The organism is Oceanobacillus massiliensis str. N'diop, assembly GCF_000285495.1.
Classification (GTDB): domain Bacteria; phylum Bacillota; class Bacilli; order Bacillales; family Amphibacillaceae; genus Oceanobacillus; species Oceanobacillus massiliensis.
This window is the reverse complement of the sequence record NZ_HE610977.1, coordinates 771,961-788,509: the sequence shown is the minus strand read 5'-3', so window position 1 is coordinate 788,509 and position 16,549 is coordinate 771,961. Positions and strand designations below refer to the sequence as shown.

The 16,549-nt window shown below is 34.3% G+C and carries 20 protein-coding genes and 1 tRNA gene; 13 read left to right on the top strand and 8 right to left on the bottom strand.

What is annotated here, in order from left to right:
* The first annotated feature begins 55 nt into the window (after positions 1-55).
* On the top strand, positions 56-352 hold the full coding sequence (locus tag OMHG_RS09395) for a TIGR04104 family putative zinc finger protein (RefSeq protein ID WP_010650361.1): 297 nt from the start codon (positions 56-58) through the stop codon (positions 350-352).
* A gap of 236 nt (positions 353-588) precedes the next feature.
* Here the strand turns inward: OMHG_RS09395 and OMHG_RS09390 are convergent, their stop codons facing one another.
* Positions 589-2,049, bottom strand: a complete 1,461-nt coding sequence (locus OMHG_RS09390; protein ID WP_010650359.1) for a potassium/proton antiporter — start codon at positions 2,047-2,049, stop codon at positions 589-591.
* 144 nt (positions 2,050-2,193) lie between these two features.
* Here OMHG_RS09390 and OMHG_RS09385 point away from each other — a divergent pair, with 144 nt between their 5' ends.
* The 4 genes from OMHG_RS09385 (at position 2,194) to OMHG_RS09370 (ending at position 5,063) form a co-directional block, all read left to right on the top strand.
* Positions 2,194-2,664 (top strand): DinB family protein, encoded by a 471-nt coding sequence (locus tag OMHG_RS09385; RefSeq protein WP_044476896.1) that lies wholly within the window; start codon positions 2,194-2,196, stop codon positions 2,662-2,664.
* A 118-nt stretch (positions 2,665-2,782) separates the two neighbouring features.
* Positions 2,783-3,112 (top strand): hypothetical protein, encoded by a 330-nt coding sequence (locus tag OMHG_RS09380; protein ID WP_010650356.1) that lies wholly within the window; start codon positions 2,783-2,785, stop codon positions 3,110-3,112.
* 598 nt (positions 3,113-3,710) lie between these two features.
* Positions 3,711-4,487: a class I SAM-dependent methyltransferase gene (locus tag OMHG_RS09375; RefSeq protein WP_010650353.1), complete on the top strand. Its 777-nt coding sequence runs from the start codon at positions 3,711-3,713 to the stop codon at positions 4,485-4,487.
* 126 nt (positions 4,488-4,613) lie between these two features.
* The gene (locus OMHG_RS09370) at positions 4,614-5,063 is read left to right on the top strand and encodes a DinB family protein (protein WP_010650351.1); all 450 of its coding nucleotides are present in this window, start codon (positions 4,614-4,616) and stop codon (positions 5,061-5,063) included.
* Positions 5,064-5,234: 171 nt separating this feature from the next.
* On the opposite strand, the gene OMHG_RS09365 is transcribed toward OMHG_RS09370, so the two are convergent.
* Together OMHG_RS09365 and OMHG_RS09360 are read right to left on the bottom strand one after the other, a co-directional pair.
* A complete protein-coding gene (locus OMHG_RS09365; RefSeq protein WP_261796328.1) occupies positions 5,235-6,407 on the bottom strand; it encodes an MFS transporter in 1,173 nt (390 codons plus the stop codon).
* A 12-nt stretch (positions 6,408-6,419) separates the two neighbouring features.
* Positions 6,420-6,650 carry an MFS transporter gene (locus tag OMHG_RS09360; RefSeq protein WP_044476835.1) on the bottom strand — a complete coding sequence of 77 codons (231 nt, stop codon included), beginning with the start codon at positions 6,648-6,650 and terminating at the stop codon, positions 6,420-6,422.
* A gap of 156 nt (positions 6,651-6,806) precedes the next feature.
* Between OMHG_RS09360 and OMHG_RS17530 the strand changes: the two genes are divergently transcribed.
* The 4 genes from OMHG_RS17530 (at position 6,807) to OMHG_RS09340 (ending at position 10,393) form a co-directional block, all read left to right on the top strand.
* Positions 6,807-8,054 carry a helix-turn-helix domain-containing protein gene (locus tag OMHG_RS17530; protein ID WP_010650348.1) on the top strand — a complete coding sequence of 416 codons (1,248 nt, stop codon included), beginning with the start codon at positions 6,807-6,809 and terminating at the stop codon, positions 8,052-8,054.
* Positions 8,055-8,269: 215 nt separating this feature from the next.
* Positions 8,270-8,908 (top strand): lysozyme inhibitor LprI family protein, encoded by a 639-nt coding sequence (locus tag OMHG_RS09350; RefSeq protein WP_010650346.1) that lies wholly within the window; start codon positions 8,270-8,272, stop codon positions 8,906-8,908.
* Between the two features lie 302 nt (positions 8,909-9,210).
* Positions 9,211-9,717 carry an RNA polymerase sigma factor gene (locus tag OMHG_RS09345; RefSeq protein WP_010650345.1) on the top strand — a complete coding sequence of 169 codons (507 nt, stop codon included), beginning with the start codon at positions 9,211-9,213 and terminating at the stop codon, positions 9,715-9,717.
* On the top strand, positions 9,704-10,393 hold the full coding sequence (locus OMHG_RS09340) for a hypothetical protein (protein ID WP_010650343.1): 690 nt from the start codon (positions 9,704-9,706) through the stop codon (positions 10,391-10,393). The genes OMHG_RS09345 and OMHG_RS09340 overlap by 14 nt, the downstream gene beginning before the upstream one ends.
* A gap of 30 nt (positions 10,394-10,423) precedes the next feature.
* Here the strand turns inward: OMHG_RS09340 and OMHG_RS09335 are convergent, their stop codons facing one another.
* On the bottom strand, positions 10,424-10,687 hold the full coding sequence (locus OMHG_RS09335) for a hypothetical protein (protein ID WP_010650341.1): 264 nt from the start codon (positions 10,685-10,687) through the stop codon (positions 10,424-10,426).
* Between the two features lie 480 nt (positions 10,688-11,167).
* On the opposite strand from OMHG_RS09335, the gene OMHG_RS09330 reads away from it, so the two are divergent.
* Positions 11,168-11,638 carry a hypothetical protein gene (locus OMHG_RS09330; RefSeq protein ID WP_010650340.1) on the top strand — a complete coding sequence of 157 codons (471 nt, stop codon included), beginning with the start codon at positions 11,168-11,170 and terminating at the stop codon, positions 11,636-11,638.
* Positions 11,639-12,154: 516 nt separating this feature from the next.
* Here OMHG_RS09330 and OMHG_RS09325 read toward each other — a convergent pair.
* The 4 genes from OMHG_RS09325 to OMHG_RS09310 all read right to left on the bottom strand — a co-directional run bounded on the left by OMHG_RS09325 (position 12,155) and on the right by OMHG_RS09310 (position 15,218).
* Entirely contained in the window at positions 12,155-13,231 is a 1,077-nt protein-coding gene (locus OMHG_RS09325) for a DUF4179 domain-containing protein (protein WP_010650339.1), read from the bottom strand.
* Positions 13,224-13,751, bottom strand: coding sequence for a sigma-70 family RNA polymerase sigma factor (locus OMHG_RS09320; RefSeq protein WP_010650338.1), 528 nt, complete (start codon positions 13,749-13,751; stop codon positions 13,224-13,226). Before OMHG_RS09320 ends, OMHG_RS09325 begins: the two co-directional genes overlap by 8 nt.
* Positions 13,752-14,054: 303 nt before the next feature.
* A complete protein-coding gene (locus tag OMHG_RS09315; protein WP_147629039.1) occupies positions 14,055-14,594 on the bottom strand; it encodes a hypothetical protein in 540 nt (179 codons plus the stop codon).
* Between the two features lie 87 nt (positions 14,595-14,681).
* Complete coding sequence (locus tag OMHG_RS09310; RefSeq protein ID WP_010650335.1) at positions 14,682-15,218, bottom strand: sigma-70 family RNA polymerase sigma factor; 537 nt, start codon at positions 15,216-15,218, stop codon at positions 14,682-14,684.
* Positions 15,219-15,406: 188 nt separating this feature from the next.
* Here OMHG_RS09310 and OMHG_RS09305 point away from each other — a divergent pair, with 188 nt between their 5' ends.
* The 3 genes from OMHG_RS09305 to OMHG_RS09295 all read left to right on the top strand — a co-directional run bounded on the left by OMHG_RS09305 (position 15,407) and on the right by OMHG_RS09295 (position 16,542).
* Positions 15,407-15,685, top strand: coding sequence for a hypothetical protein (locus OMHG_RS09305; RefSeq protein WP_147629038.1), 279 nt, complete (start codon positions 15,407-15,409; stop codon positions 15,683-15,685).
* A 225-nt stretch (positions 15,686-15,910) separates the two neighbouring features.
* Positions 15,911-16,408: a GNAT family N-acetyltransferase gene (locus OMHG_RS09300; RefSeq protein WP_010650331.1), complete on the top strand. Its 498-nt coding sequence runs from the start codon at positions 15,911-15,913 to the stop codon at positions 16,406-16,408.
* Positions 16,409-16,469: 61 nt separating this feature from the next.
* Positions 16,470-16,542 (top strand) — tRNA-Thr (locus OMHG_RS09295).
* Positions 16,543-16,549: the final 7 nt, after the last annotated feature.

The following is a 16,549-nucleotide window of genomic DNA, read 5'->3' as shown; positions in this document are numbered from 1 at the left end:
CAGCGTATTTCTATTAGCAGAAGAATGACACCAACAGAAAAGGAAGCGTTTAATAATGCCGAACTGTCAGAAATGTAATCAGAAATGGACATGGAAACAAGCACTTAAAGCTAATTTTAAACTTGATGGGACGGAATGTCCTTATTGTGGTCAAGACCAATATATAACAGCCGAATCGAGAAGACGGACGAATTGGATATCCTTTGCTCCTGCCTTATCGCTTCTTATGTTAGCATTTATGGATGTCTCTTTAGGGATTTTGATAAGTATCATTATAGTATTATCGATATTGATGATTGGTATCTATCCATTTGTGATTAAGCTGTCAAGTGACCAGGAGTCTTTTTGGTAAAGATTTTAATCCATATGAATGTGGGATAGAAAGTGTTATACCGGAGCTACGTGTGATGCATTCGATCGATAACAAAAATTCATTTGTAACCAATGGTTTTAGATGGATTGATTTTTTCGATAGATCGTCCTGGATTCCTTAAAAATAGTCCTCTAGAAAAATCAATACGGACAGGAAAACCCCGCAATACGTTGTAAGTAGTATGCGGGATTCTTTGTTATTGGCAGATTCGATTTTCACGTATACATTTCCGTCTCCTCATTACTTCCCAATAATGCCAGTTTTGCTGCTTTCCTGTTTTCTTTATCGCTTAGGACAAATACCGTATCGCCCTTTGCAAGAATGGATGTGCCGGTTGGTGTCATTAGTTTTTTGTTTCGGTTGATTCCGATAATCAATGTGTCATCCGGTAATTTTAAGTCAATTAATGTTATCCCGACTGCAGGGGAATTTTTAGGTATGGAAATTTTCATGATTTCGGAGTCCGTATTTCCCAGATTGATTAGCTCAATGCTTGCGTTACCGTCTTCTTCTGCTCCCGTTAAACGTAATTTTTCAGCAAGCCAGGATAATGTGCTTCCTTGGATTAACGCAGATATCAAAACAACGAAGAAAACGGTGTTGAATATAAGATTGCTGTTTTCCAATCCGGCAATGATCGGATAGGTAGCTAAAACAATCGGAACGGCCCCTTTTAAGCCGGCCCAGGAAATAAATAATTTTTGCTTTAAATCGAATTTCATAAATACCATACTGATAAAAACAGCTATTGGGCGGGCGATGAACATTAAAATAATGGCAATTAAGATGCCTTCCCATAATACATCTGTCAGCTGCTTAGGGAAAACGAGCAGTCCAAGCAGGGTGAACATGACAATCTGCATCATCCATGCAAAACCTTCATTAAACCGCAGTATGGAAAAGCGGTGGGTGAGGTCACTGTTACCGACAAATACTGCCATAACATAAACAGCGAGCAGGCCGCTTCCTCCCAGCGAATCGGTCACAGCATATGTGAACACGGCAGCCCCCATTGCCAGTACGGGATATAGACCAGAAATGTCCAGATTGATTTTATTGATTACGAAAACAGTAATTTTGCCTAAAGCCATTCCGAGAATAAGGCCCAGTCCCATCTGCAGGAAAAATCCGCCGAATGCAATCCAGATAGATGTTTCTGGAATCTGAATCATTTCAATGAGTATAACAGTAAGAAATACAGCCATCGGATCATTGGAACCTGACTCGGCCTCCAAAGTAGAAGTGAGCCGTTTATTAAAGTTTTTGTTGCCTAATACGGAGAAAACTGCCGCTGCATCAGTCGATCCGACAATCGCCCCTAAAAGAAGTCCTTCCAGTAAGGAGAAATCGAGAATATACATTGCCGCAATGCCTGTTGCGAAAGAAGTGATGAGAACACCAACTGTTGCCAAGGAACTTGCTGGACCAAGTATTGGGCGGATTCTCCCCCATTTTGTTTGTGTACCACCATCAAATAAAATAATAATCAATGCCAGTGTCCCTATGAATTGGGTCATCTGTACATTATCAAAATAAATGAATTGGTTTAGAATCATGCCACCAAGAAGGAAAAGGATTAGAGCAGGCAGTCCTAATCTGGATGAAAACTTCGTAGTGAGTACACCTATAATCAGCATGACAGATAATAAGAATAATAAAGCCCCAATTAATTCCATGAAAACATCCTTCCTAACAGTTTTGAACGAAATTATATAGTATAGTGAAAATTTAAATTTTATTTCGTAATTAATTATAAAGGAATTTCATCTTTTATGCAGAATGAAGTAAGTAATAAAAAACATATGGAGGCGTCTATACTTATGCAAAAGTTATTCGAATACAACTGGATAGTTAGAAGAGAATGGTATGAATGGTGTAAAGAGGTTGAGGAAGATGACCTTCTACTCAGACGCACTGGCGGAGTTGGTGGAATCCTCCATACGCTCTTTCATATTGTGGATGTGGAATGGAGCTGGATTCAGCTCATGGAAGGGAAGCCTGATTTCCAGGAAAACTTTGCTTCGTATAACACCTTAGAAAAGATAAAGGAACTCGATGGCAGATTTCATGGACAGGTTGAAGATTTCGTTCATAATTGGAAAGAGGATATGGAAAACAATATAGTTCATAGTGTTCTGGCAAATGGGGATAGTGAAAAACACACCTGGGGCGAAATCATGAGACACATTATCGCTCACGAGATCCATCATATTGGTCAATTGTCCGTTTGGTCGAGAGAGCTGGGCAGGAAACCAATATCAGCGAATTTGATTGGCAGGGGATTGGGATAGAATTAGATTGACTGCCGCATGAAAAAGGAGAGCGGTAGTCCGCTCCCCTGTAATTCCATTTAATTAAAGTTTTTGAAACAAGCCCACAATGAAACTTCTCTAGAATTCATTGACGGGCTTGTTTATTTACTTACCGGTTACCACGGACTCCTTCTTTGCTTATACAGATGATAAGAGTGAAACGATTGAGGATATGAAAGAACAGGCAACTATTCAATTGAATCAATTGCTTCATAAAAATAAAAAACATAGAAAATTAGATGCGGAAAGAACGGAACTTATTGCGTTTCTTGAAGAGGAGATTAACCGGGAAAAACCAAGGGTGCTTTTACTGGAAGGTGCTTTAATTTCTTTATCCAAAACACCGAGTGAGCCGGTTTATGAATATGAATTTACAGAGATCATTTCCACCATGTGGAGATTAGTTGAAATGATAAGAGGCAAATAGACTCTTTGCCGCTAAATAAATAATGGCAAGGTGTTTAAAAATCTCCTGTTAAAGGAAATATAAAATAAGCAAGCAGAATCGATTGTAATGGAGGAGAAATGTATGGGACGTTTAATAAGAAGACTCATTAAATATGCACCTATTATTTATCCAATCGTCAGGAAGTTTTTGAATAAAAGAAAGCAAAAAAAGTACGCCAATAGGTAAAACAGGAAGTTGCCGGTTGATTTGGTAGTCTCATTTTGAGATGCATTTCTTAAGCAATTCGCAGGTACTGTGGAACGGACGATTCCAACCTATATTTAGAGGGAATACAGCGATAGCCTTACCATGTCAGATGGTAAGGCTATTTTTGTCTTCTCAAATTGAAGGGAGGCCATTAAAAAATATCTTTTGCTTTTGAAATGGCAAGAAGTCTGGATACGACTGTAGATAATCTTTTTAGTAAAGAAGGGTAAATGATTATCTTCTAAATAACCTTATAAGCTAGATTAATCACTTTATATAATGTAATGGTATTTTAAGTTATATAACATGTCAGGTAAGATGAGAGAAGGAAGTTATTTACTTACCAAAAGCCTGGGATGAGGGATGCAAATTGGGTATCGATTTTCATGATAAGAAAAATCAAACAACATATTCAACTCGTATTGCTGATCAAACATGGAGGGAAGAATTGAAGCAATTAGTGGCTGTCGAAAATATTTCAAATGCTGCAGATATAGGCTGCGGCGGAGGAATTTATTCCAAGGCCCTATCCGATATGGGTGCAGAGTCAGTTACAGGAATCGATTTTTCGGAAGCAATGCTTAAAAGTGCAAGAGACAATTGTAAAGAATATAAAAATATTATCTTTAAACATGGAAATGCTCTTGAAACTGGTTTAGAAAGTAATTATTATGATTTATTACTTGAAAGAGCGTTGATTCATCATATTAAGGATTTAAAGGCCTGTTTTAGTGAAGGTTACAGAGTCTTGAGAAATGGAGGAATTTATATTATTCAGGACCGTACTCCTGAAGATTGCATATTGGAAGGAAACGACAGCCATATTAGAGGGTACTTTACTGAACTCTTTCCCAAGTTAATTGCAAAGGAAATTTCTCGAAGGTATGATAGTCAAACCGTAGTTCGGACGCTGAAAGAAGCTGGCTTTAATGAAGTCCAGGAAGTGAAGTTTTGGGAAACGCGAAAGGTGCACGAAAATAAAGAGCAATTATTAAAAGATCTGAGTGGAAGAACAGGAAGAAGTATTTTGCATGATTTAGACGATTACGAATTGAAATTATTAATCAATCATATAAATGAGTCCGTTTCCATAGACAAAGCTATAATAGAGAAAGACAGATGGACAATTTGGAAAGCAGTCAAATAAGTTAATGAAATCCGATAATAAAGGGATAACAATACACTGAAGAGTTGAAAAATCCGATTGGTTATGCTACTTTTGTTAGGAACGTATGTTTTGTTTTTGTGTTCATTACGGATAGGAGGTTTGAAAATGAATTCGATCAATCAGTTAGAAAATATTACGGAAGAATTCTTAGGGTTAAAAAGCTGTAGTGTAAAAGTTCTTACAGAGCCTATTTCAGAAGGAAAGTGGGCAATTAGAGAGATAGTGGGGCACTTGTTTTACTGGGATAAATTTAATTTAGATAAAATGATCCCATTGATGGCTGATGGAGCAGTATTGCCTCCATTTCCAAATCACGATTTACATAATGAGGAAGCGGTAGCCTATCTAACGAAATATGAAAAGGTTAGTGAGATAATCGATGATTTCGTAAAAAAACGCAAACAATTAGTGAAAGAGTTAAAAGAGCTAGATAACGGGATACAATTTCAAATCGAAAATGAACCTAACCTATTTTCAGCGGAAAAATTCGCTGAACTGTTTTTGGAACATGATATTCATCATTTAAACCAGATTAAAAAGAAACTAGAGAAATAGAATACAAGAGGGCTTCCCTGAACTAATAATCGCTGGTAAAGATCATTTGAACAATTGTTAAATTGGGTACACCCTTTGCAAAGAGCCGACCTTATTCAAAAGAAGGGCGCTGACATTAGTGTGACTTTTCTTTTAAGCGCCCAAGTTGTCGTTAGTGGAAGCCACAAAAGTTTAAGCTCTGTTTTTCATGTTTTGGATTTCTTTATGTAATGCAGTTATTTTTTCCTCCAAACACTCAATTTTGGTTTTAACATCCATGTCCTTCTCGTCAGCTGTTCCAAAACTAGTAAGATTAATCGATTTTCCATCGGTATGGCCTTCGTTCTTTTCCTCAAGTGAATTCATGTTTATCACTGAAGGTCTTAGAATACAAAAAACCGCCATTATTGTTAGAATTCCCGAACTTATGAATATCCATTTGTATAATTCCATATCAAATAGTAAACCGAAAATTATATAGGAGATAGGCGTAAGCAGCATGGCATTCATTTCGATTAATGAAAAAACTCTTCCTCTGTAATTTACGTCTACATTGTTTTGTAAAAAAACAAGCATAGGAGTATTTGCGAATTGACTAACTATCCCGAAAATTAGGAGTAACAAACCATAGGTCAATAATACCTGTAAAGTATTCATACCCAATAGAAAAGGAGATGACATTCCTAAAATGATTATCCCTATGATTATCAGACCTCTTTTGGAAGCTTTTAATGGGTTCTGGAAATTCTTTCTAATGCCAATTAATATTCCACCTATAAGTGTTCCGATGGCTATGGAACTTTCCATACTACCAACATAATGAGCCTCCATTTGAAAATGATCTATTAAAACTTTGCTCAGTCCTACTATTAAAGCACTTCCAAAGAAATTAGCAAAAACCGCAATGGATATAAGTGAAGCAATTACCTTATTTCCAAAGCTATATTTAAGACCTGAAGTAATACTTTCTTTCATAGAAATTCTTTTGTTTTTATTCTCAATTTCCCCTTTTTTTGTATAGAGTTTAAAGTTCATAGTAGAGTCTAATATAGTAGATACACTGTACCCAACAATAAAGCAAAGTAATAATATTTCTTGACCGAAGAAGCCATAGATTACACCACCAATTACTGGTCCTAATATTCCCGCCAAAGATAATGTGGATTGGTTAAATCCTAAAACAATTTGGATGTTTTCTTGACTGAATAAGTTCGATATAGAACTTGTGAAGGCCGTCCTAATGAATGAACTTGTAAGGGATAGAACTGCTGTGCTAATGTAAATTGCTATTATGTTTATTCCGAAAAAGTAAATAGTAAAGAACAAGCTAGACACTGTAACAATATTCACTAATTGAAATCCAATTACAATTTTCTTTCAATCATATTTATCCACTATATGACCGGAAATTAAAGAAAAGAAAATAATCGGCAAAGCACTAGCAGCTAAGTTAAATGAGAAAAGTAGCGAAGATCCTGTTGAAGATAGAATATAAAAACTGATTCCGAAATTATAAATACTGTTACCTAAAGTAGAAATAAATTTACTAAATAGATACACAAACAGATGATATTGTTCTTTTGGCTTTCCGCTAAATTTTTCCACCATAAATCGACCCACCTATAATTTGAATTTAATTAAAAAATCATAACATTCAATTATTATTTTTTCAATGTTTTTTTAATTTAATTAAAATTACTTTATTTTGTATTGTTTGTAATGTATGATAAATCTAACAAATAAAATTTTAGGTGAGACAGATAAATGGATAATTTAGGTGAAAGAATAAAGCAACTACGTAAACAAAAGAAAAGAACATTAGCGGATATAGCTGGGAATAGAATTTCTGTTAGTATGTTAAGTCTGATTGAAAATAATAAATCAACACCCTCTATGGAGACTTTAAGTTATATAGCCGAAAGCTTAGGGATTAATGTAAGTGAACTTGTTTCGGATGAAAATAATAATTTAACGGAGCAATTATGGGAAAGAATTGATGATATTGTAAGTACTGATGGGTTTAACAATCCAGAGTTATCTGAATTGATTGAACTGAATCTTGATCAAATATCTAAATCTGTATATGGTGCAAAAATCTTTAAAATATATGCATATTTGCAGGTGATTAAAAAAGACCAGGAATTATCCCAGTATTACATAAAAAAGGCTGAGGATATTTATATGTCTTATGGAATGATGAGCCAGGTGTTAGAAACTAGGGTAGATATGGCAATGTTTCAGTTTGCAAACAACAATTATAGGCAATCTTTAGAGATGCTTATTGACATAAAAAAGAATACAGATAACGAAACATACTTAGTCGATAATCAATCATTTAATATTAGGATTTTATATTTACTAGGCAGTCTTTATGCGGCTAATGGCAATCTGGAATTTGCCAAACAATACTTAGATGAATCAGCTAACCTTGCTTCCCAAACTGGCGATTTCTCTACTACAAGTGAAACTTATAAGATGAGGAATTTAATTTCAATTTTTGAAAATGATTTCGATACTTATAAAGCATATATAAAAAAACTTGATCTGCTTGTAAAACTCACGAATAAAAAAGAATATAAGTTTTCTTTATACTTTTCGAAAATGAGCTATGAGTATTTAATAAACAACGATCCGCTACGGATACTAGGCTTGTATGAATCTTATAAATATGAATTAAAGTATGATGGTAAAATAACAGAAAAGATCTACAATACTTATATGAACCTAATGGTTGGAATTGCTTATTTTATGTTGGAAGAATATGAAAGGGCGCTGTCTTATTTTCAATTGATAAACACCAATCTGCCGCTTGCTAATCATCCTATTGATGTCTGTATGCGATCAGAGCTAGAGGCATACAAAGCGCGTATTTATCAAATACAAGGAGATGCAGAAAAAGCCTTAAAGCATTCTGAAATCGCAACAAATGCAACTAAAAATTATCCTGATAATCCTTACAAAAAGTTTATTATGCAAACCTATCAGGACATAAAAAAGGGTAATTTATCATGAAGTGAAATACTAACTAAACTTCATTCTTCATGATTTAATCTAGTACATAATAATCCGATATTTTGATAGGTGATCCATACTAGGTCGTTATAATTACCTGGGCAGAATAGTAAAATAGGCTTTTGGAGTTTGTTATTTTGTAAAATTTCCATACGTGATTTTCATTTAATCAGGTTGTAAAATATTAATATAATTTTATAGAAGGGGCTTATATTATGAATAACAAGAGAAAAATCTTCACCTTAATCCTGGCGGCAATATTAGTTTTTTTAGCTGCATGCAATAACCCATCTGATGAGACTAACGCTAATAAGCAATCACAAAATAACAGCTCGAGTGAAAATACAGGTGAAGACTCAACACAAACTGATACAACAGAAGATTCATCTGATGGTACTGATATGGACGAACAAAATGACCAAGATTCATCTGATAGTAAATCATCAAATTCAAGTGATGGGGAATCGGCCGAGTCCGGTAATAGTGAAAGTGAAACGACCGAAAGTAAAAAGGAAGAATATCTCAAAATTCTTAATGAAATGGAAGAATCGGATAGAAATGCAGAAGCTGAGACAACGACATCCGGTATGGTAGAACAAGAGGAGGAAAGATATAAAAATTGGGATGAGGCATTGAACGAAATCTATGGTGTATTGAAAGAACAGCTTGATGCAGAACAGATGGATAATTTAAGAGAAGAACAGCGAAACTGGGTAGAACACAGAGATGAAGCTGCCAAAGAAGCATCACTCAAATATGAGGGCGGCTCGACGGAATTATTGGAATATATAGCTACGCAAGCAAGTCTTACTAAAGAAAGATGCTATGAATTAGTTGCAAATTATATGAAGTAATTTTTAATGCTTATAAGCATTGCTTTTCAAGGGGATAACAAAGATAGTGTGCAACGGGGTTTAATAAAGATTCTTTTCTTTTTCGATTTTTTTCACAATCCTTTCTGTTTCTTCAATTGTGCATTGTCAGGAAATCGGCATAAGGCAGTGCCGGTTTCCTGGCTGTACTTCAATACTCCTTCCTTTAGATTTCTGAAAATTCATTTAACTGTTAATCCTTCAGTGCTGACATTGTAAGTTTAATTTTAGTAAAATAAGGAACTTTTTAAGTTATTCTTCAGTCTATAGGTATATAAAGGGAGGTGCTCGTAATCCGTCAGTCAAAAGAAAAGGAAATATATGAAGACTATTTTGATAAGGTATATAAAACAGCATATTATATCTTAAAAAACGAGGAACTAGCAAAAGACGCTGCACATGAAACTTTTATAAAAGTATTTAAAAATCTTGGGGAAATCAAACAGCCCTCTAAAATTAGTGCTTGGATAACTACCATAGCTACACGTACTGCCATTGATATTTATAATAAAAATAAAATGCATTTAGCATACGAGTTTAATGAAGTAAAACATGTTTCCGTCTCAGACGGATTTAACTTTAATAAAGATGAGTTAGATCATTATTTAGATAATATTTCACCTGAACAAAAACAAGTATTGGTTCTAAAATATTTGGAAGATCTAACGGAGAAAGAAATTGCACACCATCTATCCATTAAATTAGGGACCGTTAAATCAAGAATATTCCGCGCAAAGCAAAAATTGCTTGAGCAATATCAATTAGGGGGTGAAAATAATGTTGGAAAATAATAAAAAAGAAGAAACAGTAAAGGAACACGTAACAAAACAAATGAATTCAATAAAAGTGCCAAAGGGATTAAAGGAAGAAATGTGGACACAGGTTAAGTCTGAACGTAAGAAGAGTAGATTAAATTCAAAAGTTCTTCCCTATCTAGCTGCGATTGCGTGTATAGCTATCTTGGTTCCTCTTGGGCTGAGTGGATTGCCTTTTGACTCGGAATCAACGTCTAGTGATGTTGCCACGACTGAAGATAAAAATATCGGGACAATTGAAGCGGTATTACAGAACGCTCTCAATGGTCCGAGTGAAGAATTGAAGAAAGTATTTGAAAGTGATGATATTACGGAAGACATCAGGCAATACGATCGAGACCATTTTGAAGATTATTTTGCTGATGAAACGTCCTATTTAGAATTTGTAAATAATTACAGTGCATCAATAATGATAGATCCGATGAGGTCTAATTACCAACTAAATGTAAAAAGTATCGAATATGAAAAAACAGAATCTAAAGAAATCATTTATGATTTTACTGTAGAATTAGAGTACAAAAAAGATGGTAGTAAATCATCAAAAATTGAAATGGTCGACGGTGGAGCCAATCTAAATGAAAAACATAAAATAGAGGATATAGATATTCGTATTGACAAAGTGCTACAAGATATTTTTAATGAGTCACATTAAATTTTTAAATAAAAAAGCTAATAATATCGATTAATACCATACATAACTATCCCACGGAGCAATTGTTGGCGATGTGGATGTATTATAACCTACAGAATCAGGATTTGTCATTGTATAAGATGTTAAAAGTGTCCAACCTACATATTCTATTCCGTAATTACCCAACAAACCATGTTGTTCTGGATCGTCATCACTGACAATATCCATTTTACACTTACTGCATTGATGCGCAAATCCACTCGCTACTATTTCCTGTCCTTTTTGTGATAACTGACCTCTTCCATGTTCTATCATAGTATGCTTTCCGCCACCGGGACAAGGAACGTATCGAAGTTTACTATTATCTTCCTGCTTAATATTATTAGATTCAATGTGTTATAAAGTTTAGTAAAATGGATATGAAAAGTTCATTACTTAATCGTACGGTATATAAATCATTTCCAGCAAAAACTTATAATTTTGGCATAGCATCTAATATTCACGCTACCTACATTGGCACTGCAACTATACCAACAAACCAAACAAAAGTAAGAGTCTCAGATTCTGGTCTAATGGTATATGTAACAAGCTCCGGTTGTTTGAGTGCCGCGAATATTATTGGACAATGGCCAATTCAATAAAACTTTATACTTATTGATTAAAGAAACTAAGGTACAGAATTAGAAGTAACTGTTGGTATAATTAAAGTACTCTATGCGATTATATGCTATAGAGTACTAATATCGAGATGTTCTCTTGAGCATCTCTCATTTCTTTTTTTATTGAGGTGATTACGTGGATCATGATGAGTACAAAGCATATTTAAAGCAGCAATATTCCCATAAGATTCGACCGTTACAATCAGTTAATGACGTTATCTCCGGATTTCAAAAAAAATTAGTTATTGCTGAAACAGAATTATCAGAATCCGAAGTTATTTTCTTGAAAATTACAATTAATAACTATATTAATGCACACAAAAACGACCCTATAAAATCTAACTTGGATAACTTAAATTTCATTTCGTATGAAGTAGTAAGAAATGAAAAAAGTGATCATTACTACAATCATATGGGGATTACATCTGATAATGAAAGAATACTTGTCATTATTGAATCCCAGTTAGATGCAATAACCTCCAATTGCGAAGAACTAAAAGTGGATATGATTATCGAACGTGGAATCGACACATCTCATGTTAATCAAGAAACACCTGAGTTTTTTGCATATCTAATGCTTTTTGATTCTCATAATGAGAATCCTTGACTACGACAGAGGATAAAAAGACAACATTTTATAGAAAAGTGAAAGACTTACAGGAAAATTAATTCTCGATTTTAAGAGTCTATTCTCGGGTGGCGTCAGGGAAATATGCTTAGCGTTGTACAATACTTCACTAAATAATAAAGGTGTGGTAGAAATATGCGGTCATGAAAGATCTTGCAGTGATTGTACATTTATCGATGAATCTGCAAATATAAAAGCAACTATAAGCTGGAAAGAAAGCTCCGAAGGCTTAGAACTAACAAACGATCTTACCGCCGATTAATAAGATTTAGGACTAATTGATGTTTTCTTAATCTACTTCAGACTTTCTTGACTTGATGAGTTGAACCTGAAAAATATATAGAGAGGTTGCGAGATAATTGGTATCTCTTATTATTTTTTACATAAGGGATGGTAGTATAAACCGACCTGCGAAGTAAGAGCCGTAAGCACTCTTACTTAGACAGTTCAGTTACAATGCTTCTAAATGTAACTCATACTTAATTCTTCTATTTCTTAATTTAACTTCTTTTCATCTTTGCTTAGAATTATAATATCATACGACAAGTCTTCAATCATCGTTGATAATTCCTCGGACTTAAGAAGTTCTGAAACCGTATCTTCTAAATATTTCGCATGATCTTTATCCGAATTAGTTAGAGATGTTCTTATGATAATGCTTACCGGATCTTTACCTTTATGGGCAATGCCATTTACTTTATATTCTTCTTTTCCCATTAATTCCTGACTCAGGATAGGGATCACAGTTGCAATATTTGTACCAACAACCTTTTTCATAATGATTCCATCTCCATAACTAATATTGTTACCTTCAGCTAAAACATGAAACTCATAGTTGGTATCACTTAGTTCTTGGTTTAAAAGGTTTTTAATATTATCAGACTCTTTTATTAAGGCGTCTTCATCATCCAGGGAAGTATTTGCTTGAATATGAGCTGTTTTCTCATTAGGGGTAACCGCGATGAAGCTTGGTGATATATCATTTTTATCAAGAACTTCATTTATCGCTTTCTCCATTTTCTCTATCTCTCTTTTTTGAGAAGCAGAATATTTATATTCGCTTGTCTCCTCCTGTTTTACAATTTGAAAAGTAAATTCATCGTATCCTTCTTCTTTCAAAAATCTTTCGACAGTATGAGCGATTCCAAATTGAAATTGGTCGAAATATCCTTCTGGTCCTCCGATATTTAAAACGATTACTTTATCAGGGAAATAAGAAATGTCGATATTTTGGAGGTAATCTGTTTCATAATCTTTTTTCTCTAATTCACTATAAATTCTTTCGGAAATTGGTTTAACGTTAAACATATTCGATAATATGGGTACTTCAGAAATAACCGCTGCGAGTGCTGGAGAACTATACACAGAACCAATCATAACACTTAAAAAGATGGCCGCAGCTCCTATTATATATATAAGTTTCTTTTTATTCTTTCCTATTTTTTTTGGGGAATAAGTTGTCCGACTAGTGTTATTTTCATGCTCTGCCTGCTTAACCCCGTTTTTAATTCGATCATGTAATTCTAATGGAATATCTATTTTTTCAAACTGCTCTTTGATATTATTATTCATAAAAATCTCTCCTCTTAACATTTCTTCGCAGTTTTTCCATTGAACGATAAAACCATGATTTCAAAGTTCCCATTGGAGTATCGAGTAATTCCGATATTTCCTTAAATGTATGGCCTGAATAAAATCGCAACATGATTACCGTTCTTTCATTTTCGTTAAGACAATTCATCAGTTCTTCTAAGGTAACAGATAACAGAAAGTCTTTGTCTTTGGAAGTAATGTTGTCAACATGTTCAGGTGCTATATGTGTTACTTTTCCATTTGCTTTTAAGAAATCCTTAGAGCAGTTAATCGTAATTCTGGTTATCCAGGTCTTAAAGTATTCTGGATTTTGTAAGGCAGATATATTTTTAAAAGATTTATAGGCCACTTCCTGCATGACATCTAGCGCATTGTCTTTATTTTTCACGTATACAAATGCAATCCGATATAATTCCTGCTCATAGTGTTGAAATAACTCTAAAAAAGCATCGGAATTTCCCTTTTGTGCCTTTTTAACCAACTCAATAATGGCATTCACCTTCTTTAGCTTTCTTTCTTATTAGACTAAGTATGTATATATTTAGCTTCATTGATTTTTTTATAATCCTTATCAGTCAGATTGAACTGAACCAAGACGAAAAACAAGCCTCCTTTGTGATGGCTTGTTTTTTGACCTTTTATAAGTTTCTTTATCACCAATTATAATTTTTCAAGGTTTCCTATATAAGACCTGTCTGAAATTCCTCTTAATAATTTTGGGATTTTCTTGACATGAATTCTCCTTATAATATCGTACATATATTATCTCGATTTATTCAATTTGATATAGAGTTTGCGATTTTTAACACATCATCAACAGAATATTTTTTTCGATATCTGCAAATATTAAATTATAATAAATATTTTTATCATCATACCAAGATATTTCTTTGAAGTCTTCACTATCTGATATTTTGGCTGTACTTCCGTTATCTAATACTAACGTGTCATCTATCTTTTCATTAACAACAGTAACGTTACTCAGTACTATTCTCAAATGTGCTTGCCAAGCAGCTTCTTCATCCCCAAAATAAGTAAATGTAGCATCTGTAATTTTTCCTTTTGGGTCATTGTAGGGTTCTGTGTTGTATGAAAACTGAACATTTTCTGGTTCGGTTGGGAATTCTGTCGGTACGTTTATTTTCTCCTGTATTTCTTCCGGCAATTCTGCTATTTTTTCCCTTACCTCTGTTGGATAATCTGCGGTTGTCTGCTCTAGATCTTGATTCTGAGAAATAAAAAGCAAATACATTACCGAAGCAAACCCCATTATTAGTACAATGGTTATCAATCTAGGAACTAAGTGTTTATTTTTTTCTTTTTGCTTGGCTGCAGTAACCAATTTTCAAATCTCTCCTTGTCTCTTTGAGTTAACAAAGGGTCGTTTCCGATATAGTTATCAATCCTATATATTAGACTGCTATTTTGCTTATTCAATTTCATAGCCTCCTAGATTTTTCTTTAGATTTTTTTTGCCCCTTTGAATTCTTGTTTTAATCGTCGATTCATTGGTATTAAGAGCTTGACTAATTTCCTTAATGCTAAGATCCTTGTAATATCTTAGCACGATTACTTCTCGGTACTTAATTGGCAGCGACAAGATAGCCTCAGCAACTATATTTTGTTGTTCTTCTTCTATTCTAGACTGCTCCAAAGTCTTTTCTTCTCTGATTGCTTTTAAGTTATGTGGAATCAGTCGGTGTATAGGGGAGCGTAGATAATCTTTACATTTATTAATCGAAATCCGATAAAGCCAAGTTTTTAAAGACGAATCTCCTCTGAATTTATCCAATCCTTTATATGTTTTAATTAAGACCTCCTGGAAGATATCGTCCGTTTGCGAGTGATTTTTGACATATGTGAAAATGATTCTCTTTAGTTCTTCACCATACGAGTTAATAATGAAATTTATTATTTCTTCCTTTGGTATTTCTAGAATATTCTCTTCTCTTATATTCTTTTCCAATTTTTCTCCCCTTTTCTTATTTATATAAATTAGACGATTCGTAATTTGAAAAAGTCCCACTTCATATGATTTTTATGATATCAGCAATTGGCATGCTTCTTTAACGAATATTGTAAGATGGGGGACATTTCTGTATTCTCAATGTTACTGGAATTCAAGGAACAGGTTTATAATTTTTTTTGCTCATAGTGTCTAAACTGCCTGATGATGTATTTAATGAAAACGTTTCTATTGAAAACTTGGAGGAAATCAGCCTTGGGGATGATGAAACTGGTGAAGGTGGTACAAACTATGAGGAGATTGTAGAATTAATGGGTAATCCCCCAAACAACAGGGCAGAGTACCAAGAAAACGGATCAACTATTGTTGAAGCTGACTGGAGACGAGATAACGAAGGCAATGAATTTATATCTGTGAATTTTATTGATGGAATGGCAGTAGGCAAATTCCAGGAAGGGTTAAAATAGGTGTTTGATTGCTGGGTACGTTTATATCAGCATTACACCTTATTTTCCAAATATATATGTTCATTCTACCAAATTGAATTCAAACGATTCATCAATATGGTAATCTTTCTTTCGTGTAGACAGATTCTTTCTAATGCCTATATATATATAGAAGGAAAATTTTGCTTTTTGTAGAATAGATTAAATAGTATAATAGACGAAGGGAATAAGAAACGAGGAGTGGCTATGTCTTTAAGAATTGGAAAGATGAATCAGCACCATGCGGTAGAGGCGTTGTGCTGGAAATATGAGGAACCGTATGACTTCTATAATAATATACTGACTTCGGATGCAATAATGGAACTATTGAGCAATAAGTACTATGCGGTATTTGATACATATAATGAGTTAGTCGGCTTTTTCTGTACGGGGAGATCGGCCCAGGTGCCTGCTGGAGATCCTTATGGCGTTTATAAGGAGGACTGTGTCGATATCGGACTTGGGATGAAACCAGAACTGACCGGCAAGGGGAAAGGGTTTGAATTCTTCTCCACTATCCTTCGCTTTGCAGAAGAGAATCATAAGTCCCATGACGTCCGACTAACCGTAGCAACCTTCAACACAAGGGCGATTCATCTTTATGAAAAGCTTGGCTTTATCAAACAAATGGAATTTTCCACTCATGAAGCAGATTTTATTACAATGATAAAAAGAAGGAATGCAGATCATTCTCAGCTTGGATAAAAACTAACTGCTTGAACAAAAAATAGAATGGGAGTATTATTCTTAATAGACGCTTCTATTTGCTGGTGTAGCACAGTCGGTAGTGCACTTCACTCGTAATGAAGGGGTCGGGGGTTCAATTCCTCTCACCAGCATCAAGAC

Bases quoted from the DNA above. Each gene is read 5' to 3' on its own strand.
- OMHG_RS09395 (WP_010650361.1), top strand. From the start codon at position 56: ATGCCGAACTGTCAGAAATGTAATCAGAAATGGACATGGAAACAAGCA.
- OMHG_RS09390 (WP_010650359.1), bottom strand. From the start codon at position 2,049: ATGGAATTAATTGGGGCTTTATTATTCTTATTATCTGTCATGCTGATT.
- OMHG_RS09385 (WP_044476896.1), top strand. From the start codon at position 2,194: ATGCAAAAGTTATTCGAATACAACTGGATAGTTAGAAGAGAATGGTAT.
- OMHG_RS09370 (WP_010650351.1), top strand. From the start codon at position 4,614: ATGAATTCGATCAATCAGTTAGAAAATATTACGGAAGAATTCTTAGGG.
- OMHG_RS09360 (WP_044476835.1), bottom strand. From the start codon at position 6,650: ATGGTGGAAAAATTTAGCGGAAAGCCAAAAGAACAATATCATCTGTTT.
- OMHG_RS17530 (WP_010650348.1), top strand. From the start codon at position 6,807: ATGGATAATTTAGGTGAAAGAATAAAGCAACTACGTAAACAAAAGAAA.
- OMHG_RS09350 (WP_010650346.1), top strand. From the start codon at position 8,270: ATGAATAACAAGAGAAAAATCTTCACCTTAATCCTGGCGGCAATATTA.
- OMHG_RS09340 (WP_010650343.1), top strand. From the start codon at position 9,704: ATGTTGGAAAATAATAAAAAAGAAGAAACAGTAAAGGAACACGTAACA.
- OMHG_RS09335 (WP_010650341.1), bottom strand. From the start codon at position 10,687: ATGATAGAACATGGAAGAGGTCAGTTATCACAAAAAGGACAGGAAATA.
- OMHG_RS09325 (WP_010650339.1), bottom strand. From the start codon at position 13,231: ATGAATAATAATATCAAAGAGCAGTTTGAAAAAATAGATATTCCATTA.
- OMHG_RS09300 (WP_010650331.1), top strand. From the start codon at position 15,911: ATGTCTTTAAGAATTGGAAAGATGAATCAGCACCATGCGGTAGAGGCG.